Genomic DNA, 22,695 nt, shown 5'->3' with positions numbered 1-22,695 from the left:
TCGCCGGGCCGCTTGCCCTAAACCTGCCGCTTCGCAGCCCTGCCGGACGCCCCTCATGCCCAGCCTCAAGACCTATCTCTTCGCCCTGCTGGTCGCGGTCGTCGCCCTCGGCTACGCCGCCTGGCGCTTCTACGACGTCAACGACCCGGGCACCGGGCAGAGTGCGAGCGGGCAGGGTGCGAGCGGGCAGGCGGCGATCGGCGGGCCCTTCACCCTGGTCGACCAGCACGGCCAGACCCGCACCCGCGACGACTTCGCCGGGCAGTACCGCCTGATCTACTTCGGCTACACCTACTGCCCCGATGTCTGCCCCGTCGCGCTGTGGAACATGACCCAGGCGCTGGACGAGCTCGAGCAGAGCGACCCCGAGGTCGCCGCCCAGGTCACGCCGATCTTCTTCACCATCGACCCGGAGCGCGACACCGTCGAGCACCTGGCGGGCTATGCCGAGAGCTTCCATCCGCGGCTGGTCGCGCTGACCGGCACGCCGGAGCAGGTCGCCGAGACCGCCAAGGCCTACCGGGTGTTCTACCGGAAGGTCGAGGACGAGGGCGCCAGCGACTACCTGATGGACCACAGCTCCTTCATCTTCCTGATGGGGCCGGACGGCCGCTACCTGACCCACGGCACCCACCAGGACGCGCCGGACGCCCTCGCCGCTATGATCAGTCAGGCGGTGGCCGGCGGCTGACCAGGTAGAGGCCGCCGAGCACCAGGAGCCCGGCCAGGATCAGCCAGGGAGTCGGGCGCTCGCCGAAGATCGCCATGCCCCAGAGCACGCCGGTCACGGTGACGACGTAGCCGACCTGGCTGAAATAGACCGGCCCCGCGCGGCGCAGCACCTCGAAGACGATCACGTAGGCGACCGAGGAGACGGCGATTTGCAGCAGCATGGCGATCTCCGCCGTGCCGAGGCCGCGCGGCACATACACCGAGTCGGTCGCGACCATGGCGACGCCCGAGGTCAGGGCGGCGCCGCACAGCATCAGCCGCGCCAGGCGCTGGGAGCCGACCGTCACCGGCAGGTAGCGGGCCGCGAACAGCCCCTGGGCCGCGTAGAAGAGCGGCGTCAGCACGGCGAGCAGGATCCACCCGCTCTGGTCGACGCCCGGCACGGTCGCGCCCGGCGCCAGCAGGATCGCCGCGCCGGCGAAGCCGCAGAGCAGCCCGGCGACGCGCCGCCGCGAGCGCCGCTCCATGCCGAGCGACAGCGCGCCGACGTAGGTGGCGAGCGGCGCGAGCGTGATGATCACCGCCATGGTGCCCGCCTCCAGGTGCTGGATGACCACGGTGAAGTTGATGTTCGGCAGGGTCAGCCCCAGCGTGCCCGAGACCAGACCGTAGAGCAGCAGCCGCGGCCGCGGCCGCGCGATCTCGCCGCGCAGCAGAGCCAGGAGCAGGAGCGCGAGCCCGGCGCCGGACGACTGGAAGAAGGCGTAGGCGGCCGGCGGGATGCCGTGGGTGACGGCGATCTTGCCGATCGAGAAGGTCGCGCCCCAGAGCGTGCCGACGGCGATCACCAGGACCAGCGGCAGCCAGCCCGGCGCCTCCGCGCTCCACCTGTTCCCGGTTTCGCCCGTCATGCTCCCTCTATAGCCAGGGCGCTCGCGCCGGTGCGAGCGCAGCCTGCGCGCCGGGTGCGTGCCGGGGCCGCCGGCCTTGCCGCGGGGCGGGCGGCGCTGCTAGAGCAGCCGGGCGCCTCCTCCCGCGGCCGGGCCCATGACCGTCAACCTCCTGATCCTGCTGCTCCTGTCGCTGTGCTGGTCGGCCGGCTACCTGTTCATCGCCGAGGCGAACCGGGGCCTGGAGCCGATCACCGGCACCGCGCTGATGTGCAGCCTGGCGGCCCTCTTGCTACTCGGGGCCATAGCCGCGCTGCGCCGCCCGCTGCTCCGGACCCTCAGGCGGCGGCCCGTCGTGCTGCCGCTCATGGGGCTCTCGGCGATCGCGCTGCCGCAGCTCGCCTCCGTCGCCGGCGAGACCCACATGGGCCCGGACGTCGCCGCGCTGACCGGCACCGCCGTCCCGGTCTTCACCTTCCTGCTGACGGCCTTCGTACTGCGCTCCCGGCCCTACACGCCCCGGCGCGGGCTGGGCGTGCTGACCGCCATCGCGGGCCTCGCGATCTTCCTGCTGTGGGACGGCACCGAGCAGGCCCTCGGCAGCTTCGAGGGGGTCCTGATCATGGCCTCCGGCGGCCTGGTCTTCGCGATCAACGGCGTCGTCGCCGAGCGCATCACCCGGGAACTCGATCCGCTCACCGTGGGCGCCTGGGCGGTGACCTTCGGCGCGCTCTGGATGGTCGCGCTGGCCCTGCTCGTCGAGGGCGTGCCGGCCGGCCGGCCGCCGGATCAGGCGCTGCTCGCCGCGGCCGGCGACGGACTGGTCTCGATCGGCCTCGCCTACCTGCTCTACTACCTGCTGCTTGCCCGGGCCGGCGCCGACTTCGCCGTTCTCTACGCCTACATCGTGCCGATCCTAGGCGTCGGCCTGACGGTGCTGGCCAGCGGCGAGGCGCCCACGGTCGGGCACGCGCTGGGGCTCGCCGTCGTCATGGCCGGGGTCTGGCTGCTGGTCGGCGGCCGGAAGCAGCCTGCGACGGCTCCAGCGCCGGCGCCGTCGTAGAGTCGCGAGACCCGGCCGCGTATCCGCGCAGCTCGAGCTCAGGCGCCTCGCCCGCGGCCCGGCGCAGCGCCGCCACGACCAGCTCGGCGGCCGGGCTCGGCTCGCGGTGGCGCAGCCGGACCGCGGCGATGGCGCGGGTCAGCACCAGCGAGGGCGCGCAGGGAATCGCCACGACCCCGGGATACTCCGCAACGACCAGGCGCGCCGGCAGGTAGGACAGCAGGTGTGCCTCGCCGAGCAGCGCCTTCAGGAACAGCATCGAGGAGGTTTCGACGCGCGGCACCGGCGGCGCCAGCCCGGCGGTGACGAAGCGCGATTCGAGCCACTGCCGGACCGCGCCGCGGAAGGTCGGCAAGGCCCAGGGGTAGTCCAGGGTCTCGGCCAGCGGGACGGCGTCGCGCCCGGCCAGGGGATGGCGCTCCGAGGCCGCGACGACGAAGGGGTCGCCGCCCAGGCGCTCGACCGCCAGGTCGGCGTCGGCGTGGACCGGCGCGGTGCAGACCGCGAACTCGATGCGGCGCTCGCGGACCTGGTCGATCAGGCTCTCTGAGACGCCCTCGACCACGGTCAGGCGCAGGCCCGGGTTGGTCGCGTCGAGCAGCCGGACCGCCGCCGGCATCAGGCTGACCGCGACGCCCGGGCTGACGCCGAAGCCGACGAAGCCGCCGACCGCGTCGCGGATGCGCACCAGCTCCTGGCGCGCCATCTCCAGCTCGGTGTCGATGAGCCGCGCACGCTGGGCGAAGGCGTGGCCGTAGACCGTCGCCAGCAGCCCGGTCGGGCGGCGCTCGAAGAGGGCGACGCCGAGCACGTCCTCGAGCCGGCGCAGCCGTCGGCTCATGGTCGGCTGCGAGACCCCGAGCCGGCCCGCCGCCTTCTGGATGCTGCCGCTCTCGTAGGCGGCCAGGAAGGAGCGCAGATCCTCGGGGGTCATGGCCCTCGCGCGGGGTTGGGGCGGGCTCAGCCCTCGACGGCGAGGCGCCTCAGTGCCGCCGACGAGACCTCCAGACCGAGGCCGGGCTTGTCGGTCAGTGTCAGCCTTCCCCCGACCGGCTGCAACGGCTCTTCGAAGAGCGCATCCCACCAGGACATGTACTCGATCCAGGCGCCGGTGCGCTGGGCCGCCACGAGGTGCGCCTGGATCTCCGGCGCGATGTGCACCGAGATCGGCAGGTCCGCGATCTCCAGGACCGCGGCGGCGCGCAGCCAGGGCGTGATGCCGCCGATGTGGTGGACGTCGAGGATCGCGTGGTCGACCGAGCGGGCGAGCGCGTGGACGTCGGCCAGGCGCGACAGCCGCTCGCCGCCGGCGACCGTCACCAGGCCCTGGTCGCGGACCCGGCGCAGGCCGTCCCAGTGGCCGTCGCGCACCGGCTCTTCGAACCAGAAGATCCCGGCCTCGCTGTCGGCCAGGCGGCGCGCCAGGCGGATCGCCTCGTCGGGGCGCAGGGCCCAGAGCACGTCGGTCATGATCTTGACCGAGGGGCCGACGGCGCGGCGCAGCGCCACCGCGCGCTCGACGTCCTCCTCGGCCGGCCGGCCGCCCAGGCGCAGCTTCATGGCATCGAAGCCGCGCTCGACCAGCGCCGCGCCCTGGCGCTCCAGCTCGTCAATCCCGAGGTGGCGCCACAGGCTCTCGCTGGCGTAGGCCGGCACGCTCCGACGGTAGCCGCCGAGCAGCCGCCACAGCGGCTCGCCGGCCTGCTTGCCGGCGATGTCCCAGAGCGCGGTGTCGAGGGCGGCCAGGGCCAGGGTCGCGGCGCCCTCGTGCAGCAGGTCGACGGTCCAGTTCCACATCTGCTCGTAGAGCAGGGTTCGACAGAGCGCGTCGGCGCCCTTCAGGCGCTCGGCGAGATCGGCGACGATGCGACCGACCGCCGCCATCTGGCGCGCGCTCTCGCCGGTCACGTAGCCGAAACCGGTCGGCCCGCCTTCGGTATGCACCAGCACGACCAGGCTGACGAAGCGGGTGCGCGCGCCGAGGAAGGGGTGGACGATCGGCGGCGTCAGGGGCGTGGCGACGAGGTGGGTCTCGATGCCGGCGATCGCGAGGCTCACGCCGCGGCACCCCCAACGGCCGCAGGCGCCGGCGCCTGGCTCGCCAGGGTCGTGCGGTGCATCAGGCGGCGCTGCGGCAGCTCGAAGTCGTCGGTCGCCTTGTGCAGGCAGGAGACGTTGTCCCACATCACCAGGTCGCCGACCTGCCAGCGGTGGCGGTAGACGAACTCGGGCCGCACCACGTGCGCCTCCAGGAAGGCGACCAGGGCGTCGGACTCGGCCGGCGCCAGCCCGATCACGCTGCTGATCACGCCCTCGCAGAGATAGAGGCACCTGCGTCCCGTGCGCGGGTGGATCGAGACCAGCGGGTGCTCGATGTCGCCGGACTTGAGCTCGCTCAGCGCCGCCTGGGAGGCCTTGCCGGTGGCCTTGTCGATCTGCCTGTTGGTGCGGGCGCGGAAGGCGAGGTAGCGCTCGGTGCTGAAGACCGCCCGCAGGCCCTCGAGGCGCCGCTTCATCGCCTCGTCGAGGGCGTCGTAGGCGGCCGCGGTGCTGGCGAACCAGGTGTCGCCGAGCGGCTCGCCGTCGCGCTCCGGGACCTCGAGCGCGTGCAGGATCGAGCCGCGCGGCGGGTTTCGGGTCAGCCACATGTCGGTGTGCCAGTAGCGGCCGGCGTCGGCCATGCCGATCGGCTCGCCGTTCTCGACGACGTTGGAGACGACGAAGATCTCCGGGTACTGCTTGTGATTGTAGCGATCCAGGACGTAGCGCTGGAGCGGCCCGAAGCGCCGGCTGAAGGCGAGCTGCTGGGGCGGCGTCAGCGGCCGGCCGCGAAACACCACGACGCCGTAGCGGTCGTAGGCGGCCTCGATGGCGGCGAAGCTCTTCGCGTCGATCTCGCCGGCCAGGTCCACGCCGCGGATCTCGTGGCCCAGCGGCGCGTCGACCTCGACGATCTCGATGGCCATGGACGGTGCCTCCTCTTAGCCGTGCTCTTGCAAGGGTGGCGCCGGGCGGCGAGGCGAGGAAGGGCGGCTTTCTGCCGGGGGGTATACGGTTTGCGTAGGGCCGCCGGCTCAGACGTCGGCGATGCGCCGGCCGCTCTCGGGGTCGAAGAGGTGGAGCTCGCCCTCGGCCATGCGCAGCGGCAGGCGGTCGCCCTCGCGCACCGCGGCCAGGCCCTGGAGCCGCACGGTGATCAGGCCGGGCGCCTCGCCGCCCAGGGTGGCGCCTTCGGCGCCGACCGGCCGGCCGTGCGCCAGGGTGTCGGCGCCCAGCGTCTCGACCATCTCGACGCCGAGCCGGATCTCGGCCTCCGACTCGGCCGCCGCGACCAGATGCTCGGGGCGCACGCCGAGGGTGACCGGGCGCCCGGCGAGCCCCGAGAGGTCGGCGCCCTTGTCGGTGATGCTGGTGCCGCCGGCCAGCGCCAGGCCGCGACCCTCGGCGCCGACCTCGCCATTCAGGAAGTTCATGGCCGGCGAGCCGATGAAGCCGGCGACGAAGGTCGTGGCCGGGTGGCTGTAGACCGCCATCGGCGTGTCGATCTGCTCGGCCACGCCCTGGTTCATCACGACCAGGCGGTCGGCCAGGGTCATCGCCTCGATCTGGTCGTGGGTGACGTAGAGCGAGGTCGTCCCCAGCTTGCGCTGCAGCTGCTTGATCTCCAGGCGCATCTGGACGCGCAGCTTGGCGTCGAGGTTGGACAGCGGCTCGTCGAACAGGAAGACCGCCGGCTTGCGCACGATCGCGCGGCCCATGGCGACGCGCTGGCGCTGGCCGCCGGAGAGCTGGCGCGGCTTGCGCTCGAGCAGGCCCTCGAGCTCGAGCAGGCGCGCCGCCTCCTCGACCCGGGCGCGGATCTCCTGCTTGGGCGTGCGCGCGATCTTCAGGCCGTAGGCCATGTTGTCGAACACGCTCATGTGCGGATAGAGCGCGTAGTTCTGGAACACCATGGCGATGTCCCGCTCCTTCGGCTCGAGCCGGTTGACGACCCGGCCGCCGATCGAGATCTCGCCCGCGGTGATGGTCTCCAGGCCGGCGACCATGCGCAGCAGCGTGGACTTGCCGCAGCCCGAGGGGCCGACGATGACGATGAACTCGCCGTCGGCGATGGCGACGTCGATGCCGTGGATGACCTCGGTCTCGCCGTAGCTCTTGCGCACGGCGCTCATCGTGATGTCGGCCATCGCTCGCTTCCTATTTCTCGGTCTCGACCAGGCCCTTGACGAACAGGCCCTGCATGACGACGACGACGGCCACCGGCGGCAGCATGGCCAGCACCGCCGTCGCCATCACCAGGTGCCAGTGCGGCTGGGCGTCGGCGACGGTGACCATGCGCTGGATGCCCATGACGATCGTGTAGAAGGACTCGTCGGTGGTGACGAGCAGCGGCCAGAGGTACTGCACCCAGCCGTAGATGAAGAGGATCACGAAGAGCGCCGCGATGTTGGTCCGGCTGAGCGGCAGCAGGATGTCGAGGAAGAAGCGCAAGGGGCCGGCGCCGTCGACCCGCGCCGCCTCGGTCAGCTCGTCCGGCACGGTCAGGAAGAACTGCCGGAACAGGAAGGTCGCGGTCGCGCTGGCGATCAGCGGGATCGACAGGCCGGCGTAGGAATTCAGCATGCCGAGGTCGGCGACGACCTCGTAGGTCGGCAGGATGCGCACCTCGACCGGCAGCATCAGGGTCACGAAGACGATCCAGAAGCAGAGCATCCGGAAGGGGAAGCGGAAGTAGACTATGGCATAGGCCGAGATGATCGAGATGGCGATCTTGCCGACCGCGATCGAGAGCGCCATGACCAGCGAGTTCCACATCATCAGGCCGACCGGCGCGCCGCCCGTGGCCTTGAGGCCGCTGCCCAGCACGGTCGCGTAGTTCTCGAACAGCCGATCGCCGGGCCACAGCGGCATGACGCCGCCGAGCAGGTTCTGGCCGGGCTGGGTCGAGGCGACGAAGGCGACCCACAGCGGGAAGGCGACGAGCAGCACGCCGCCGAGCAGCACGAAGTGAGTCAGCCAGGCCATCCAGGGGCGGTTCTCGACCATCTCGCGCTCCCCTCAGTACTGGACGCGCCGCTCGATGAAGCGGAACTGGATCATGGTCAGGGCGATGACGATCGCCATCAGGATCACCGACTGCGCCGCCGAGCTGCCGAGGTTGAGGCCGACGAAGCCGTCGTTGAAGACCTTGTAGACCAGGATTGTCGTCGCCTGTCCCGGACCGCCGCTGGTGGTCGCGTGGATCACGCCGAAGGTCTCGAAGAAGGAGTAGACCAGGTTGACGACGAGCAGGAAGAAGGTGGTCGGCGAGAGCAGCGGGAAGACGATGGTCCAGAAGCGCCGCAGCGGGCCGGCGCCGTCGATCGCCGCCGCCTCGATCAGCGACTTCGGGATCGCCTGCAGCCCGGCCAGGAAGAACAGGAAGTTGTAGGAGACCTGCTTCCAGGTCGAAGCCACGATCACCAGGATCAGGGCGTCGTCGCCGTCGACCGCGTGGTTCCAGTCGTAGCCGAGGCTGCGCAGGGCGTAGGCCAGGATGCCGATCGTCGGATTGAAGAGGAACCACCAGAGCACGCCAGCGATCGCCGGGGCCACGGCGTAGGGCCAGATCAGCAGGGTCTTGTAGGCCGACGCGCCCTTGATCACCCGGTCGGCCATGACCGCGAAGAGCAGGCCGAGCGCCATGCCGGACAGCGCCACCGAGAGCGAGAAGACAACCGTCGTCTTGAAGGCGGCCAGGTAGGAGGCGTCGGCGAACAGGCGCTCGAAGTTCCGCAGGCCGACGAACTGGGTGCGCAGGCCGAAGGCGTCCTGGCGCAGCAGCGACTGGTAGAGCGCCTGGCTCGCCGGCCAGATGAAGAAGACCAGCGTCACCGCCAGCTGCGGCAGCAGCAGCAGGTAGGGCAGCACCGGGTGCCGGAAGATGACGCGCTTGTGCATCGAGAGGTCCGAGGCGTTCCGGAAGGGCGTCCGGGAAAGGGCGCCGGCGCGGCGGCCGCCCGCTCCCGAGGGAGCGGGCGGCCCGCCTGCCGAGCGTCTCCGGATCAGGCGATCAGGAGTTGTCGTCCTCGAACTGGCGCAGCAGCTCGTTGCCGCGCCGGACGGCATCGTCGAGGCCCTGCTGGGCGGTCTTGCCGCCCGACCAGACGGTCTCCAGCTCCTCGTTGATGATGTCGCGGATCTGCACGAAGTTGCCGAAGCGCAGGCCCTTGGAGTTGTCGGTCGGGTCGTTCAGCGTCATCTGCTTGATCGAGGTGTCGGTGCCGGGATTCTCCTCGTAGAAGCCCTGCTCCTGGCTCAGCTCGTAGGCCGCCTCGGTGACCGGCAGGTAGCCGGTGAACTGATGCCAGTCGGCCTGCACCTCGGGCGAGGACAGGTAGGAGAAGAACTGGGCGACGCCCTTGTAGTCCTCCTCCTCATGGCCGGCGAGCACCCACAGGGTGGCACCGCCGATGATCGAGTTCTGCGGCGCGCCCTCGACGCCCTCCCAATAGGGCAGCATGGAGACGCCGAAGGGAAAGTCGACGTTGCCCGTGACGCCGGCGTAGGCCGCCGAGGAGTTCATGTACATGGCACATTCGCCGGAATAGAACAGCGGCGCCGAGTCCGACTGGCGACCGCCGTACTTGAAGATGCCGTCCGCCTGCCAGTCGGCGAGCTGCTGGATGTGCTTGACGTGCAGGTCGCTGTTGATGGTGAGCTCGGTGTCGAGGCCGCCGAAGCCGTTCGCCTGGGTGCCGATCGGCACGTTGTGCAGGGCGCTGAAGTTCTCGATCTGGACCCAGGACTGCCAGCCCGTGGTGAAGCCGCAGGTCGCGGCGCCGCTGTCGACGATCTTCTTCGCCGCCTCGCCCATCTCCTGCCAGGTCGAGGGCGCCGTGTCCGGATCCAGGCCGGCCTCCTCGAAGACCTTCTTGTTGTAGTAGAGCACCGGCGTCGAGGAGTTGAAGGGCATCGAGAGCATGTTGCCCTGGGTGTCGGTATAGTAGCCGACGACGGACGGCAGGTAGGCCTCGGGGTCCCACTCGAGGCCGCTGTCGTTCATCAGCTGGTAGACCGGGTAGATCGCGCCCTCGGCGGCCATCATGGTCGCGGTGCCGACCTCGAAGACCTGCACGATCTCGGGCTGCTGGCCGGCCCGGAAGGCGGCGATCGCCCCGGTCATGGTCTCGGTGTAGTTGCCCTTGTAGACGGCGTCGATCTCGTATTCGCTCTGGCTGGCGTTGAAGTTGGTCGCGATCTCCTCGACCTTCTCGCCGAGCTCGCCGCCCATGGCGTGCCACCACTCGATCTTGGTCTGGGCCTGCGCCGAGGCGGCAAGGCCGGTCATCGTGACGCCGGTCATCGTGACGGCCGCGGCGGCCGCCAGGAGCTGCTGTCGGAGCGACATCTCTTGGTCTCCCTGTCGTTTCCTCGCGGGACGGTCGGGCGGGTCCGCCCGGTCGCCGAACGCGACTGGTGGCCGCCTCTCTAGGCTCCGTCCGCAACGGTCATCTTGCACTTATGTGATGCATTTGTGACACCCTCTTTTCGCGCCGCGCCGCCCTGGTGACGAGCCCTCGCGCTTGCGCAGGGGAACGGGCCGCGCTTGCGCAAGGAACGGATAGTCGCGAGGCTCTCGGACCGGCAGGATCCGCCCATGCACGAGACCAGCAGCGGAGACCCACGATGGACGCAGGCCTGTTGACACCGCAGACGATCGAGTGCGACGGCCGGGAGCCGCAGCGGCGCATGGCGCGCCCCGAGCCGGCACCGGCGGCGGCGCCCCGGGCCGCCTCGGCGCGCCAGGTCGCCGCCGTCGAGGAGGCCTGTCGCCTGCTCGACCGCCCCGACGCCGAGCGCCTGACCCTGGCCGAGCTCGCCGAGCAGGTGGCGCTCAGCCCCTGGCACCTGCAGCGCCTCTTCAAGAAGCTGCTCGGGGTCAGCCCGCGCGAGTACGCCGAGGCGCGGCGCAGCGCCCGCTTCCGCGCCGAGCTGCGCGAGCACGGGCGGGTCGCCGAGGCGACCTACGGCGCCGGCTACGGCTCCTCCTCGCGGGTCTACGAGGATTGCGCCCGGCGCCTCGGCATGACCCCGGCGACCTACGCCAAGGGCGGGGCCGGCGCGCGCATCGTCTATGCCGTGACGCCCTCGCCGCTTGGCCTGCTGCTGGTCGCCGCGACCGCCAAGGGCCTCTGCTTCCTGGCGCTCGGCGAGAGCCCGGAGCAGCTGGTCGAGGCGCTGTCGGCGGAGTTCCACGCGGCCGCCTCGATCGAGCGCGACGAGGCGGCGATCCGCCCGTCGGTCGAGGCCGTGCTGGCCTTCATCGCCGGCGAGACGCCGCACCTCGACCTGCCGCTCGACGTGCGCGCCACCGCCTTCCAGCGCAAGGTCTGGAACGAGCTGGTCGCGATCCCCTACGGCGAGACCATGACCTACGCCGAGCTGGCCGAGCGCCTGGGCCTGCCCAAGGGCCAGCGCGCCATCGCCCGGGCCTGCGCCACCAACCCGGTGAGCCTGGTCATCCCCTGCCACCGGGTGCTGCGCCAGGACGGCGAGCTCGGCGGCTTCCGATGGGGCCTCGACCGCAAGGCCGGCATGCTGACGACCGAGGCCAAGGGCACCAAGGCGTAGGACGGGTCCGCGTGTCGTGACGGAAGGGCGTCTCCCGTCGCCGGGGAGGCGCCCTTCGCATTCAACCGCGGTCGCCGCTCCTTGGCGCTCCGTCCTCCCCGCCCTCCCTTCGTCATCCCCGTGAAAACGGGGATCCAGAAAAGCGCCGCATGCAGGGACTACCGTGGGCTCGCAATGGTGGCGCGGTTCTCTCGGCCCCCGCTTTCGGGGGGGGGCGACGACGAGCGGCCGACTACGACCTATCCTCCGCTCGCGGCCCGGCAGATCGTCTCGGCGTCGGCGAAGCCGGCCAACCCAAGCTCGACCGAGAGGTGGCCGGTCAGCGGCCGGCGCAGCGCAGGCGACGACAGCGGCATGACCGACAGGCGATCCGCATCGTGCAGGCGCCTGACCCGACTGCGTGTCAGGCCCAATCCCTCCGCCAGAAGCCGCTCCAGGCGGACACGGGTCGGCCGCTCCGCGACCAGCAGGATATCGAGAGCCGCCGGGCGGGTGGCGGAGCCCGCAAGGCGTCTCTTCCTTATCTCGACCGCGTCGAAAGACTCGACGTGGTCGCATCGGCGCTTCAGGTCGACGAGATCGAAGGCGAAGCGGCGCGCCAGCCCCGGATCGTTCAGGGTTAGCGCCTCGCGCAGCCCAGGCTCCAGGCTGGCGAGCGGCCGGCGCTCGAAAAGCGGGCGGTTCCAGGTCCGCTCGCAGTCTGCACAGCGGTAGAACAGCCAGGCGTCCAGCCGCCGGCCGTTCGCGTTGATCCGGAACTTGCCGCTGCTGACATGGGACCTCGGTTTCCCGCAGCGGCTGCAGGAAAGCCAGGGCCGCGGCGCGAGGGTCGGAAAAACCGTCCAAAGGACGGAGAGCCTGTCGGCCATGCCGGTCGGTGCCTCCCGTTGGGAGGTCCGCTGAGGCGGCAGGATCGAGGCGCGTCAGGAGCGGCGCGCGGAGACTTGGCCGGAGGGAGGGCGTCGCTTGTGGAGAGGAGGTGCCGTCGAGAGCGGTACTGCCGAGCCAAGCCGGTCCCGAGCCACCGCCGCGACGGACGCAATGCGAAGGGCACGGCGGCGCGCTCGCGCTGCCGTGGCGTCGCGGGGAAACGTTCGAGACCGGCTAGTGCTGAGGCAAGATTCGGAAGCCTGGGCTAATCGCGGTGTCCCGTTCTACCACAGGAACGGCGGGCGAGGGAGATGCCGGTTCTCGTCGCCCACGCGGGAGCGCGGGCCCAGAGAACGGCGCCGCCCCTGCGGTTTGTCGGTGGTCCGCTCATGCGGCACCTCTCTCTGGATCCCCGTTTTCACGGGGATGACGACGAGAGGGCGGGGGCGACGGCGGGAGGTTGGCGGCGCGGACGAGGGTGTGGCGACGAAGGAACGCGCCGCCCCCTACTCCGCGGCGTCCTGGTAGGCCTCCGGCGCGGGGCAGGTGCAGACCAGGTTGCGGTCGCCGTAGACGTTGTCGACGCGGCCGACCGGCGGCCAGTACTTGGCCTCCCGGTGGGCGCCCGCCGGATAGGCCGCCGCCTCGCGGCTGTAGGGATGGCTCCAGTCCTCGGCGAGCACGGACTCGGCGGTGTGGGGGGCGTTGACCAGCGGGTTGTCGTCCTTCGGCCAGACCCCGGCGGCGACCTGGTCGGCCTCTTCGCGGATCGAGACCATGGCTGCGACGAAGCGGTCGAGCTCGGCCTTGGCCTCCGACTCGGTCGGCTCGACCATCAGGGTGCCGGCCACCGGCCAGGACATGGTCGGGGCATGGAAGCCGTGGTCCATCAGCCGCTTGGCGATGTCGTCGACCGAGATCCCCGCCGCCTCCTTGAGGCCGCGGGTGTCGAGGATGCACTCGTGGGCGACGAGGCCGCCGCGGCCCTTGTAGAGCACCGGGTAGTGGCTCTCGAGCCGCCTGGCCAGGTAGTTGGCGCTGAGGATCGCGACCTCCGTCGCCTGCTTCAGGCCTTCGGCGCCCATCATGGCGATGTAGGCCCAGGAGATCGGCAGGATGCCGGCCGAGCCGTAGGGCGCCGCCGAGACCGGGCCGAGGCTGCGGCTGGTGCCCAGCGCCTCGTCGAGCGGGTGCCCGGGCAGGAAGGGCGCCAGGTGCGCGGCGACGCCGATCGGCCCGACGCCCGGACCGCCGCCGCCGTGGGGGATGCAGAAGGTCTTGTGCAGGTTCATGTGGGCGACGTCCGGCCCGAACTCCCCGGGCAGGCAGAGCCCGAGCAGCGCGTTCAGGTTGGCGCCGTCCATGTAGACCTGGCCGCCGGCCTCGTGGACGAGGCCGCAGATCTCGCGGATGCCCTCCTCGAAGACGCCGTGGGTCGAGGGGTAGGTGACCATCAGCGCGGCGAGGCGCTCGCGGTGCTCGGCGACCTTGGCCTCGAGGTCCTGGAGGTCGATGTTGCCCTGCTCGTCGCAGCCGACGACGACCACGCGCAGGCCGGCCATGACGGCGCTCGCCGGGTTGGTGCCGTGCGCCGAGGAGGGGATCAGGCAGACGTCGCGCCCGGCCTCGCCGCGGCTGCGGTGCCAGGCGCGGATCGTCAGCAGCCCGGCGTACTCGCCCTGGCTGCCGGCGTTGGGTTGCAGCGAAACGGCGGCGAAGCCGGTCAGCCGCGCCAGCTTGTCCTCCAGGTCGTGGATCAGGCGCCGGTAGCCTTCGGCCTGCTCCGCCGGCGCGAAGGGATGGATCTTGGCGAAGCCCGGCCAGGTGATCGCCATCATCTCGGCGGCGGCGTTCAGCTTCATGGTGCAGGAGCCGAGCGGAATCATCGCCCGGTCGAGCGCGATGTCGCGGTCCTGCAGGCGCTTCAGGTAGCGCAGCATCTCGGTCTCGGACCGGTAGGCGTGGAACACCGGGTGGGTCAGGAAGGCGTCGCGGCGCAGCAGCGCCTCCGGCAGGCACTCGGCGACCTCGCCGTCGAGCGACTCGACCGTCATGTCCAGGGCGCGCTGGGCGAAGGCCTGCCACAGCGTCTCGACGGTCGCGCGCGTTGTCGTCTCGTCGAGGGAGATGCCGATGCGGTTGGGATCGAGGGCGCGCAGGTTGATGCCGGCGCTGCGCGCGCGCTGGTGCACCGCCGCGTCGGCCCGCACGACGATGGTGTCGAAGAAGCGCCCGGTCTCGACGACGTGGCCGAGGTGGCGCAGCCCCTCGGCCAGGATCGCGGTCAGGCGGTGGGTGCGCCGGGCGATCCGGGTCAGGCCCTCGGGCCCGTGCCAGGCGGCGTAGAAGCCGGCGATGACCGCCAGCAGGACCTGGGCGGTGCAGATGTTGCTGGTCGCCTTGTCGCGGCGGATGTGCTGCTCGCGCGTCTGCAGGGCCAGGCGGTAGGCCGGCTTGCCGTGGCTGTCGATCGAGACGCCGACGATGCGCCCCGGCACGTGGCGCTTGTAGGCGTCGCGCGTCGCCATGAAGGCGGCGTGGGGACCGCCGTAGCCGAGCGGCACGCCGAAGCGCTGGGCCGAGCCGACCGCGATGTCGGCGCCCCAGGCGCCCGGCGGGCTGAGAAGGGTCAGGGCCAGGAGGTCGGTCGCCACCGTGACCAGGGCGCCGCGCGCGTGCAGGGCCTCGACCAGGGCCGCGTCCTCGCGCACCTCGCCGCAGGTGTTGGGGTACTGCAGGATCGCGCCGAAGAGCTCGCCCTCGGGCAGCGCCGCGGCCGGGTCCCCGACCAGCAGCTCGATGCCGAGCGGCTCGGCGCGGGTGCGCAGCACCGCCAGGGTCTGCGGGTGGCAGTCCTGGGCGACGAAGCAGCGGGTCGACTTCGACTTGGAGACGCGCTGCATCAGGGTCATCGCCTCGGCCGCCGCCGTCGCCTCGTCGAGCAGCGAGGCGTTGGCGAGCTCCAGGCCGGTCAGGTCGACGACCGTCTGCTGGAAGGTGACCAGCGCCTCCAGGCGGCCCTGGGCGATCTCCGGCTGGTAGGGCGTGTAGGCGGTGTACCAGCCGGGGTTCTCCAGCAGGTTGCGCTGGATCACCGGCGGCGTGTGGCAGTCGTGATAGCCGAGGCCGATCAGCGAGACGGCGGCGCGGTTCTGCGCGGCGTAGCCCGCGAGCTGCGCCAGGGCCTCGGCCTCAGTCAGCGGCCGCGGCAGGTCCGGCAGGCCGTCCGAGCGGATCGCCTTGGGCACCGCGCGCTCGACCAGGGCGTCGAGCGACTCGAAGCCGACGGTCTCCAGCATGGCGGCGATCTCAGCCTCGCCCGGCCCGATGTGGCGCCGTCGAAACTCGGTCTTGGCTTCCAGCTCTTCGAGACTCTCCCGCGCTCCGGGGCTCTGCCGTGCTGCCGTCATCTCGTCTCTCCCGTCCTGTTTCCGCCGGCCTGTTTGCCTCGGCCCCTGTTTGCCTTGGCCCCTGTTTGCCTTGGCCCCTGTTTGCCTTGGTCCCTGTTTGCCTTGGTCCGTGTTTGCCTTGGTCCGTGTCAGCCGAGGCCCTCGACGAAGGCGCCGTAGGCCGCCTCGTCCATCAGTCCCGACAGCTCGCCTGCGTCGGACAGCCGGAGCTTGAAGAACCAGCCGCCGCCCTGGGGGTCGGCGTTGACCTTGGCCGGCTCCTCGACCAGCGCCTCGTTGACCGCCGTGACCTCGCCGGAGACGCCGGCATAGACCTCGCTGGCCGCCTTGACCGATTCGACGACCGCCGCCTGGTCGCCCTTGGCCAGCGTCGCGCCGACCTCGGGCAGCTCGACGAAGACGACGTCCCCGAGCTGCTCCTGGGCATACTGGCTGATGCCGATCGTCGCCTCGCCGCCCTCGACGCTCAGCCACTCGTGCTCCTCGGTGAAATAGAGATCCGCCATGCTGTCTGCCTCCGCTGCTGGTTGGTCGCTGTTTCTTCAGGGTCGCTTGTAGCCGTGCTTGACGAAGGGCAGCGGCGCCGTCGCCAGCGCCACCGGCTTGCCGCGCAGCTCGGCGGCGAGCGCAGTCCCGGCTTCGGCCAGGCCCGGGGCGACGTAGCCCATGGCGACCGGCCGGCCGAGGCTGGGCGCGAAGCCACCGCTGGTGATGCGCCCGACCTTCCGGCCGTCGCCGTCGAGAATCTCCAGGCCCTCGCGCAGCGGCGCGCGGCCCTCGGGCAGCAGACCGACACGCTTCGAGGGTGGGCCCTCGGCGAGCTGCCGCAGGATCGTATCGGCACCGGCGAAGCCGCCCTCAGCGCGGCGCCGCTTGCCGATCGCCCAGGCGAGGCCGGCCTCGACCGGCGTCGTCGTCTCGTCGATGTCGTGGCCGTAGAGGCACAGTCCGGCCTCGAGGCGCAGCGAATCGCGGGCGCCGAGCCCCGCCGGCTCGACCTCCGGCTCCGCGAGCAGACGCTCTGCGAAGGCGCCGGCCGCCTCGGCCGGCAGCGAGATCTCGAAGCCGTCCTCGCCGGTGTAGCCGGAGCGCGAAAGGCGGGCGTTCACCCCCGCCAGCTCGAGCTCGGCGGAATCCATGAAGCGCAGGTCGGCGACGGCCGGCGCCAGGCGCTGAAGCACGGCCGCCGCCTGCGGGCCCTGCAGCGCCAGCAGCGCCCGGTCCTCGAGCAGCGCGCAGCGCGCGCCGGCCGGCAGGGCCCGCTGCAGGTGCGCGAGGTCGGCGGCCTTGCAGGCGGCATTGACGACCAGCAGCAGGTCGTCGCCGACCCGGGTCGTCATGAAGTCGTCGAGGATGCCGCCGGCTTCGTTGGTGAAGAAGGAGTAGCGGGTCCGCCCCTCGGGCAGGCCCTGCGCGTCGAGCGGCGCCAGCCGCTCCAGCGCCTCGGCCGCGCCTGCGCCCGAAAGCCGCACCTGGCCCATGTGGGAGACGTCGAACAGCGCCGCGCGCTCGCGGCACTGCAGGTGCTCCTTGAGGATGCCCGCGGGGTACTGGACCGGCATCTCGTAGCCGGCGAAGGGCACGAGCCGGGCGCCGAGCGCGCGGTGCAGGTCGTGAAGCGGGGTGCGGGCAAGGCCGTCTGGTGAGTAACCGGTCACGGAGTCGCCTTCGGACAGGGTGGGACGGCGCAGCACCCCGCTGGAACGCAGGCTGCAACGCGCCCCCTCTGTCCACGACCCTGAGAGATTTCCCGACGCCGGCCCGTGTCTTCGGCTAAACGGGCCGCGGAGGCCGATGCCTCCGCCAAGCGAACGGATTACCCCCTTCGGTGAGGCTGCCCGCGCTCGCTGCGGGCGGCCCGCTCTCCAGAGGCGTCCAAACCTGCGGTCGCGGTCCCTGTTGCCTGAGAGTTTCCGGGGCGGTTGCTCCTTCGGCCCCGGGCGGCGGCTTGGTGGAAAGCCCCTGCCCGGCGTCTCCCGCGCACGACTCTGGACGCGGGCCGGAGGGTAATGCAGTCGGGGCTTTTGTCAATCGACGCGGCTTCCTGCTACAGAACGCGGACGCCACCCACACTCCCAGAGGCCGACCCCGAGGCGCCCCCGTCACGATGGAAGCAAGCACGACCGAACGGCCGACTCCCCACAGCCTGCTGAAGAGCCTGTTCGGCCACGACGCCTTCCGCGGCGAGCAGGAAGCGATCGTCGGCCACGTCTGGCAGGGCGGCGACGCCGTGATCTTCGCGCCGACCGGCGGCGGCAAATCGCTCTGCTATCAGCTGCCGGCGCTGCTGCGCCCCGGCATGGCCGTCGTGGTCAGCCCGCTGATCGCACTGATGCGCGACCAGGTCGAGGCCCTGCGCCAGCTCGGCATCCGCGCCGCCGCCTACAACTCCGACCTCGACGGCGCCGCCGCCCAGGAGCTGCGCCGCGCCGTGCTGGCCGGCGAGATCGACCTGCTCTACGCAGCGCCCGAGCGGCTCGCCCTGCCGAGCTTCCTGGAATTCCTCAAGCAGGCGCCCCTGGCGCTGATCGCCATCGACGAGGCGCACTGCGTCTCGCAGTGGGGCCACGACTTCCGGCCCGAGTACCTGAAGCTCGGCGAGCTCGCCGCGCACTTCCCCGGGGTCCCGCGCCTGGCCCTGACCGCGACCGCCGACCCGCAGACCCAGCGCGACCTGGTGCGCCGCCTGCGGCTCGAGGATGCGCGCATCTTCACGACCAGCTTCGACCGGCCGAACATTCGCTACTCGATCGAGATCAAGGACAACCCGAAGCGCCAGCTGCTCGCCTTCCTGCAGCGCGAGCACCGCGGCGACAGCGGTATCGTCTACTGCCTGAGCCGGCGCAAGGTCGAGGAGACGGCCGAGTGGCTGGCCGCCCAGGGCCTGCGGGCGCTGCCCTATCACGCCGGCATGGCCCCGTCGGCGCGCCAGGCTAACCAGGATGCCTTCCTGAAGGAGGAGGGGCTGGTCCTGACCGCGACCATCGCCTTCGGCATGGGCATCGACAAGCCCGACGTGCGCTTCGTCGCCCACCTCGACCTGCCCTCGAGCATCGAGGCCTACATGCAGGAGGCCGGCCGTGCCGGCCGCGACGGCCTGCCGGCCAACGCGATCCTCTTCTACGGCCTCGGCGACATGGCGCAGCGCCGGCGCATGATCGACGACTCCAACAGCCCCGAGGAGATCAAGCGCGTCGAGCGCGCCAAGCTCTCGGCGCTGCTCGGCATCTGCGAGACCGCCGAGTGCCGGCGCAACGCTCTGCTCCGCCACTTCGGCGAGACGCGCGAGGCGCCCTGCGGCAACTGCGACACCTGCCTCAGCCCGGTCGAGAGCTACGACGGCACGGTGCCGGCCCAGAAGGCGCTCTCGGCGGTCTACCGCACCGGCCAGCGCTTCGGCATCGGCCACCTGACCGACCTGCTGCTCGGCAATCCGAGCGACAAGATCAAGCAGTGGCGCCACGACCAGCTGCCGACCTTCGGGGTCGGCAGCGACCTCGGCAAGGCCGAGTGGCAGTCGGTGTTCCGCCAGCTGGTCGCCCGCGGCGCCCTGGAGGTCGACCACGAGGCCTTCGGTGCCTTGCGCCTGGCCGGCGACGCGCGCGCCATCCTGAAGGGAGAAATCACCCTCAGGCTGCGCCACGACCGCCGCCGGAAGCCCGAGCGGCCGTCCAGGGGCGGCACCGGCGACAGCGGCGCGCTGCGCCAGGCGCTGGCGCCGGAGCAGGCCGAGGTCTTCGAGCGGCTGCGTGCCCTGCGCACCGAGCTGGCGCGCGCCCAGGGCGTGCCGCCCTACATCGTGTTCCAGGACAACACGCTGGTCGCCATGGCCCAGGCGCGGCCCCGAGACCTCGGCGGGCTGTCGCAGATTCCGGGGGTCGGCGCCAGCAAGCTGGAGCGCTACGGGCCGCGCTTCCTGGAGGTCCTGGCCGAGGGCTGAGCGCGCTGATGGCCAGGCTCGGGATTCAGGGCCTCAGCGCTCCTGGCGGTTGTACTCGAGCTCGGCCGCGTTGAGCTCGATGCCGACGTAGATCCGGTAGTCGCGGCCGTCCTCGCCCGGGCCCAGTGGGATGCGCGGGGCGATCTCGTCGGCCAGGGCGATGCGGCCGCGGTTGCCCTCGAAGCGCGCCTGCACGTCGAAGGCCTCGCGCGACAGGATCCGCGGCTCCTCCTCGTTCCGCGCGACGGCGACGAAGTAGGTGAAGCTGGCGCCGGCGCTCGGATCCCTGGACTGCAGGCGGCGCAGCGCCGGGCCGCGCTCGATCTCGAAGGTAATCAGCAGGCTGCTCTCGATCAGCGTGTCGTCGCGCTCGTAGGAGCAGCTGTCGGCGACGCTGAGCAGGCGGGCCTGGAACAGCACGTCGGTCAGGTCGCGGCCGGCGCCATCGAAGCGGGTCAGGTGGTCGGTGTCGCTGGGCGCGGCGATGGGCGGACAGGGCGGCGGCGGTCCCTCGTCCTCGAACAGCGAGCAGGCGCCCGGGAGCAGCAGGACGGCGGCCAGCAGCGCCGTGCGTCGGATCGCCGCGCCAGCTCCCCGACCGCCGCTGTGCCCGCCCCGGGCCGTTCCGGGGCGCTTCGCTTCTGCCGCCATCTCTCAATTTCCCTTTGCGCCCGACTATATTAGGGTGCGGCGCAGCACTCGGCGCCGGCGCGGCACTCTAGGAGAGGGCCACCGGGGCCACAAGACCGCAACCGTCGGCGCCTGCCCAGGGGCGGCCTGGCGGCCGCGAGAAGAACGAGGTTCTGGATGACTGGCGAGCAGGTGACGATCGTCCTGGCGAATCCCCGGGGTTTCTGCGCGGGGGTCGTGCGCGCGATCGACATCGTCGAGCGGGCCCTCGAGAAGTTCGGGCCGCCGGTCTACGTGCGCCACGAGATCGTCCACAACCGGTTCGTCGTCGAATCGCTGGAGTGCAAGGGCGCGATCTTCGTCGACGAGCTCGACGAGGTGCCTGACGGCCGCCCGGTGATCTTCTCGGCCCACGGCGTGCCCAAGGCGGTGCCGGCCGAGGCCGAGTCGCGCAGGATGCTCTATGTCGACGCGACCTGCCCGCTGGTCAGCAAGGTCCACCGCGAGGCCGAGCGGCACTACAAGGACGGGCTCCAGATCGTCATGATCGGACATCGCGGCCACCCCGAGGTCATCGGCACCCTGGGCCAGCTGCCCGAGGGCTCGATCCTGCTGGTCGAGGGCGCCGAAGAGGTCGCCGGGCTCGAGGTCCGCGACCCGGCGCGCCTGGCCTACGTGACCCAGACCACGCTCTCGGTCGACGAGACCGCCGAGGTCGTCCAGGCGCTGCAGGAGCGCTTCCCGAAGATCCGCACGCCGCGCAAGGAAGACATCTGCTACGCGACGACGAACCGCCAGCAGGCGGTCAAGGACATCGCGCAGAGCTGCGAGGCGCTGCTGGTGGTCGGCGCGCCGAACTCCTCGAACTCGCGCCGCCTCGTCGAGGTCGCGCAGAAGCTGGGCTGCCCCTTCGCGGCCCTGGTCCAGCGCGCCGCCGACATCCCATGGGAAGCGCTGGCCGGCAAGACCCGGGTCGGCCTGACCGCCGGCGCCTCGGCGCCCGAGGTGCTCGTCCAGGAGGTCATCGACGCCTTCCGCGCCCGCCACGAGGTCTCCATCGAGTACTCCTCAACCCCCGACGAGGACGTCGCCTTCAAGCTGCCGCGCATCGTCGCCAAGGTCACCGCCGCAGCCTGACAAGCCTTCCGCGCCCGCGGCTTTTCCGTTAGGAGGCGGGCGCATGGCCGTCTACACCGACGTCTCCAACGAGGATCTCTGCGCCTTCCTGGGCGCCTACGACCTGGGCGAGCTGCTCACCTTCAAGGGCATCGCCGAGGGCGTCGAGAACTCCAACTTCCTGCTCGGCACGACCGGCGGCAACTACGTGCTGACGCTCTACGAGAAGCGGGTCCACCCTGAGGACCTGCCGTTCTTCCTGGGCCTGATGGAGCACCTGGCGAGCCGGGGCATCGCCTGTCCGCTGCCGGTCAAGGCCGCCGACGGCGCCGTTCTGCACGAACTGTGCGGCCGCCCAGCCGCGCTCTTCACCTTCCTTGAGGGGCTCTGGCCGCGCCGGGTCCACCCCTTCCACTGCCAGGAGCTCGGCGCCCAGCTCGCCGGTCTGCACCGCGCCGGCAGCGACTTCGCCCTGGAGCGCCCGAACGCGCTGTCGGTGGCCTCCTGGCGACCGCTCTTCGAGGCCTGCGCGGGCCGCGCCGACCAGGTCTGCGAGGGCTTGGCCGGGGCGCTTGAGCAGGAGCTCGGCCGGCTCGAGGCCGACTGGCCGGTCGGCCTGCCCCGCGGCGTCATCCACGCCGACCTTTTCCCCGACAACGTCTTCTTCCGCGACGAGAGGTTGACCGGCCTGATCGACTTCTATTTCGCCTGCAACGACTTCCTGGCCTACGACCTGGCGATCTGCCTCAACGCCTGGTGCTTCGAGCCGGACGGCGCCTTCAACGCCACCAAGGCGCGGCACCTGCTGCAGAGCTACGGCAGCGTGCGCCCGGTCGAGCCGGCCGAGCTGGCGGCGCTGCCGATCCTGGCGCGGGGGGCGGCCATGCGCTTCCTGCTGACTCGGCTCTACGACTGGCTGAACTGCCCGCAGGGCGCCCTGGTGACGCCCAAGGACCCCCTGGAGTACTGGCGCAAGCTGCGCTTTCACCAGGGGGTGCGCGGCCCCGGCGCCTACGGCCTGACATGAGCGAGCGCAGGGGTGACCCGGCCGAGGCCGTGGAGATCTTCACCGACGGTGCCTGCAGCGGCAATCCCGGCCCCGGCGGCTGGGGCGCCGTCCTGCGCTACCGCGGCCGCGAGCGGGAGCTGTCCGGCGGCGAGCCGCAGACGACCAACAACCGCATGGAGATGATGGCGGCGATCGCCGCGCTGGAGGCGCTGACGCGGCCGAGCCGGGTCGACCTCTGGACCGACAGCACCTACCTGCGCGACGGCATCACCAAGTGGATTCACGCCTGGCGCAAGCGCGGCTGGAAGACCGCCGACCGCAAGCCGGTCAAGAACCAGGACCTCTGGGAACGGCTCGACGCCGCGGTCAAGCCGCACGACATCGAGATCCACTGGATCCGCGGCCACACCGGCCATCCCGAGAACGAGCGCGCCGACCGCCTCGCCGTCGCCGCGATCCCTCGCTAGCGAGGGATCGCTGCC

20 protein-coding genes and 1 riboswitch are annotated in these 22,695 nt (G+C 71.5%); of the genes, 7 read left to right on the top strand and 13 right to left on the bottom strand.

Going from position 1 to position 22,695, the window contains the following annotated elements:
- The first annotated feature begins 55 nt into the window (after positions 1 to 55).
- Positions 56 to 691: an SCO family protein gene (locus WD341_RS12765; RefSeq protein ID WP_368425843.1), complete on the top strand. Its 636-nt coding sequence runs from the start codon at positions 56 to 58 to the stop codon at positions 689 to 691.
- Here WD341_RS12765 and WD341_RS12760 read toward each other — a convergent pair.
- Positions 666 to 1,583, bottom strand: coding sequence for a DMT family transporter (locus WD341_RS12760; RefSeq protein ID WP_368425842.1), 918 nt, complete (start codon positions 1,581 to 1,583; stop codon positions 666 to 668). The genes WD341_RS12765 and WD341_RS12760 overlap by 26 nt on opposite strands.
- Before the next feature lie 136 nt (positions 1,584 to 1,719).
- On the opposite strand from WD341_RS12760, the gene WD341_RS12755 reads away from it, so the two are divergent.
- Positions 1,720 to 2,625, top strand: coding sequence for a DMT family transporter (locus WD341_RS12755; RefSeq protein ID WP_368425841.1), 906 nt, complete (start codon positions 1,720 to 1,722; stop codon positions 2,623 to 2,625).
- On the opposite strand, the gene WD341_RS12750 is transcribed toward WD341_RS12755, so the two are convergent.
- The 7 genes from WD341_RS12750 to ugpB all read right to left on the bottom strand — a co-directional run bounded on the left by WD341_RS12750 (position 2,552) and on the right by ugpB (position 10,015).
- Positions 2,552 to 3,559, bottom strand: coding sequence for a LysR family transcriptional regulator (locus tag WD341_RS12750; RefSeq protein WP_368425840.1), 1,008 nt, complete (start codon positions 3,557 to 3,559; stop codon positions 2,552 to 2,554). The two genes, WD341_RS12755 and WD341_RS12750, sit on opposite strands and share 74 nt — an antisense overlap.
- A gap of 26 nt (positions 3,560 to 3,585) precedes the next feature.
- Positions 3,586 to 4,683, bottom strand: coding sequence for a mandelate racemase/muconate lactonizing enzyme family protein (locus WD341_RS12745; RefSeq protein ID WP_368425839.1), 1,098 nt, complete (start codon positions 4,681 to 4,683; stop codon positions 3,586 to 3,588).
- Positions 4,680 to 5,591, bottom strand: a complete 912-nt coding sequence (locus WD341_RS12740; protein ID WP_368425838.1) for a TauD/TfdA dioxygenase family protein — start codon at positions 5,589 to 5,591, stop codon at positions 4,680 to 4,682. The genes WD341_RS12745 and WD341_RS12740 overlap by 4 nt, the downstream gene beginning before the upstream one ends.
- Before the next feature lie 108 nt (positions 5,592 to 5,699).
- On the bottom strand, positions 5,700 to 6,812 hold the full coding sequence (locus tag WD341_RS12735; protein WP_368425837.1) for a sn-glycerol-3-phosphate import ATP-binding protein UgpC: 1,113 nt from the start codon (positions 6,810 to 6,812) through the stop codon (positions 5,700 to 5,702).
- A 10-nt stretch (positions 6,813 to 6,822) separates the two neighbouring features.
- The gene (gene ugpE / locus WD341_RS12730) at positions 6,823 to 7,671 is read right to left on the bottom strand and encodes a sn-glycerol-3-phosphate ABC transporter permease UgpE (protein ID WP_368425836.1); all 849 of its coding nucleotides are present in this window, start codon (positions 7,669 to 7,671) and stop codon (positions 6,823 to 6,825) included.
- 12 nt (positions 7,672 to 7,683) lie between these two features.
- Positions 7,684 to 8,565, bottom strand: a complete 882-nt coding sequence (ugpA, locus tag WD341_RS12725) for a sn-glycerol-3-phosphate ABC transporter permease UgpA (RefSeq protein ID WP_368425835.1) — start codon at positions 8,563 to 8,565, stop codon at positions 7,684 to 7,686.
- 112 nt (positions 8,566 to 8,677) lie between these two features.
- Positions 8,678 to 10,015 carry a sn-glycerol-3-phosphate ABC transporter substrate-binding protein UgpB gene (gene ugpB / locus WD341_RS12720; RefSeq protein ID WP_368425834.1) on the bottom strand — a complete coding sequence of 446 codons (1,338 nt, stop codon included), beginning with the start codon at positions 10,013 to 10,015 and terminating at the stop codon, positions 8,678 to 8,680.
- 278 nt (positions 10,016 to 10,293) lie between these two features.
- On the opposite strand from ugpB, the gene WD341_RS12715 reads away from it, so the two are divergent.
- Positions 10,294 to 11,238, top strand: coding sequence for a bifunctional transcriptional activator/DNA repair enzyme AdaA (locus tag WD341_RS12715; RefSeq protein ID WP_368425833.1), 945 nt, complete (start codon positions 10,294 to 10,296; stop codon positions 11,236 to 11,238).
- Between the two features lie 239 nt (positions 11,239 to 11,477).
- Here the strand turns inward: WD341_RS12715 and WD341_RS12710 are convergent, their stop codons facing one another.
- The 4 genes from WD341_RS12710 to gcvT all read right to left on the bottom strand — a co-directional run bounded on the left by WD341_RS12710 (position 11,478) and on the right by gcvT (position 17,176).
- A complete protein-coding gene (locus WD341_RS12710; protein ID WP_368425832.1) occupies positions 11,478 to 12,107 on the bottom strand; it encodes a DUF1062 domain-containing protein in 630 nt (209 codons plus the stop codon).
- Between the two features lie 507 nt (positions 12,108 to 12,614).
- Complete coding sequence (gene gcvP, locus WD341_RS12705) at positions 12,615 to 15,518, bottom strand: aminomethyl-transferring glycine dehydrogenase (RefSeq protein WP_368425831.1); 2,904 nt, start codon at positions 15,516 to 15,518, stop codon at positions 12,615 to 12,617.
- A 128-nt stretch (positions 15,519 to 15,646) separates the two neighbouring features.
- Complete coding sequence (gene gcvH / locus WD341_RS12700) at positions 15,647 to 16,024, bottom strand: glycine cleavage system protein GcvH (protein ID WP_368425830.1); 378 nt, start codon at positions 16,022 to 16,024, stop codon at positions 15,647 to 15,649.
- 36 nt (positions 16,025 to 16,060) lie between these two features.
- Positions 16,061 to 17,176, bottom strand: a complete 1,116-nt coding sequence (gene gcvT / locus WD341_RS12695) for a glycine cleavage system aminomethyltransferase GcvT (RefSeq protein WP_368425829.1) — start codon at positions 17,174 to 17,176, stop codon at positions 16,061 to 16,063.
- Between the two features lie 222 nt (positions 17,177 to 17,398).
- A riboswitch (glycine riboswitch) is annotated at positions 17,399 to 17,507 on the bottom strand.
- A gap of 118 nt (positions 17,508 to 17,625) precedes the next feature.
- On the opposite strand from gcvT, the gene recQ reads away from it, so the two are divergent.
- Positions 17,626 to 19,458 carry a DNA helicase RecQ gene (gene recQ, locus WD341_RS12690; protein ID WP_368425828.1) on the top strand — a complete coding sequence of 611 codons (1,833 nt, stop codon included), beginning with the start codon at positions 17,626 to 17,628 and terminating at the stop codon, positions 19,456 to 19,458.
- Between the two features lie 33 nt (positions 19,459 to 19,491).
- On the opposite strand, the gene WD341_RS12685 is transcribed toward recQ, so the two are convergent.
- A complete protein-coding gene (locus tag WD341_RS12685) occupies positions 19,492 to 20,109 on the bottom strand; it encodes a hypothetical protein (protein ID WP_368425827.1) in 618 nt (205 codons plus the stop codon).
- 156 nt (positions 20,110 to 20,265) lie between these two features.
- On the opposite strand from WD341_RS12685, the gene ispH reads away from it, so the two are divergent.
- The 3 genes from ispH to rnhA are packed head-to-tail and all read left to right on the top strand — an operon-like array spanning position 20,266 to position 22,680.
- Entirely contained in the window at positions 20,266 to 21,225 is a 960-nt protein-coding gene (ispH, locus tag WD341_RS12680) for a 4-hydroxy-3-methylbut-2-enyl diphosphate reductase (RefSeq protein ID WP_368425826.1), read from the top strand.
- A 43-nt stretch (positions 21,226 to 21,268) separates the two neighbouring features.
- On the top strand, positions 21,269 to 22,231 hold the full coding sequence (locus WD341_RS12675; protein WP_368425825.1) for a homoserine kinase: 963 nt from the start codon (positions 21,269 to 21,271) through the stop codon (positions 22,229 to 22,231).
- A complete protein-coding gene (gene rnhA, locus WD341_RS12670; protein ID WP_368425824.1) occupies positions 22,228 to 22,680 on the top strand; it encodes a ribonuclease HI in 453 nt (150 codons plus the stop codon). The genes WD341_RS12675 and rnhA overlap by 4 nt, the downstream gene beginning before the upstream one ends.
- The last annotated feature ends 15 nt before the right edge of the window (positions 22,681 to 22,695 follow it).

The sequence above is a fragment of the Tistlia sp. genome (assembly GCF_040905785.1).
GTDB lineage: Bacteria > Pseudomonadota > Alphaproteobacteria > Kiloniellales > DSM-21159 > Tistlia.
This window is presented reverse-complemented; position numbering and strand designations above follow the sequence as displayed.

Excerpts from the sequence above, each read along its gene's own strand:
- rnhA (WP_368425824.1), top strand. The coding sequence starts at position 22,228 with ATGAGCGAGCGCAGGGGTGACCCGGCCGAGGCCGTGGAGATCTTCACC.
- WD341_RS12685 (WP_368425827.1), bottom strand. The coding sequence starts at position 20,109 with ATGGCGGCAGAAGCGAAGCGCCCCGGAACGGCCCGGGGCGGGCACAGC.
- WD341_RS12715 (WP_368425833.1), top strand. The coding sequence starts at position 10,294 with ATGGACGCAGGCCTGTTGACACCGCAGACGATCGAGTGCGACGGCCGG.
- recQ (WP_368425828.1), top strand. The coding sequence starts at position 17,626 with ATGGAAGCAAGCACGACCGAACGGCCGACTCCCCACAGCCTGCTGAAG.
- WD341_RS12755 (WP_368425841.1), top strand. The coding sequence starts at position 1,720 with ATGACCGTCAACCTCCTGATCCTGCTGCTCCTGTCGCTGTGCTGGTCG.
- WD341_RS12760 (WP_368425842.1), bottom strand. The coding sequence starts at position 1,583 with ATGACGGGCGAAACCGGGAACAGGTGGAGCGCGGAGGCGCCGGGCTGG.
- WD341_RS12740 (WP_368425838.1), bottom strand. The coding sequence starts at position 5,591 with ATGGCCATCGAGATCGTCGAGGTCGACGCGCCGCTGGGCCACGAGATC.
- WD341_RS12675 (WP_368425825.1), top strand. The coding sequence starts at position 21,269 with ATGGCCGTCTACACCGACGTCTCCAACGAGGATCTCTGCGCCTTCCTG.
- gcvP (WP_368425831.1), bottom strand. The coding sequence starts at position 15,518 with ATGACGGCAGCACGGCAGAGCCCCGGAGCGCGGGAGAGTCTCGAAGAG.
- ugpB (WP_368425834.1), bottom strand. The coding sequence starts at position 10,015 with ATGTCGCTCCGACAGCAGCTCCTGGCGGCCGCCGCGGCCGTCACGATG.
- gcvH (WP_368425830.1), bottom strand. The coding sequence starts at position 16,024 with ATGGCGGATCTCTATTTCACCGAGGAGCACGAGTGGCTGAGCGTCGAG.
- WD341_RS12735 (WP_368425837.1), bottom strand. The coding sequence starts at position 6,812 with ATGGCCGACATCACGATGAGCGCCGTGCGCAAGAGCTACGGCGAGACC.
- ispH (WP_368425826.1), top strand. The coding sequence starts at position 20,266 with ATGACTGGCGAGCAGGTGACGATCGTCCTGGCGAATCCCCGGGGTTTC.
- WD341_RS12710 (WP_368425832.1), bottom strand. The coding sequence starts at position 12,107 with ATGGCCGACAGGCTCTCCGTCCTTTGGACGGTTTTTCCGACCCTCGCG.
- ugpA (WP_368425835.1), bottom strand. The coding sequence starts at position 8,565 with ATGCACAAGCGCGTCATCTTCCGGCACCCGGTGCTGCCCTACCTGCTG.
- ugpE (WP_368425836.1), bottom strand. The coding sequence starts at position 7,671 with ATGGTCGAGAACCGCCCCTGGATGGCCTGGCTGACTCACTTCGTGCTG.
- WD341_RS12750 (WP_368425840.1), bottom strand. The coding sequence starts at position 3,559 with ATGACCCCCGAGGATCTGCGCTCCTTCCTGGCCGCCTACGAGAGCGGC.
- WD341_RS12765 (WP_368425843.1), top strand. The coding sequence starts at position 56 with ATGCCCAGCCTCAAGACCTATCTCTTCGCCCTGCTGGTCGCGGTCGTC.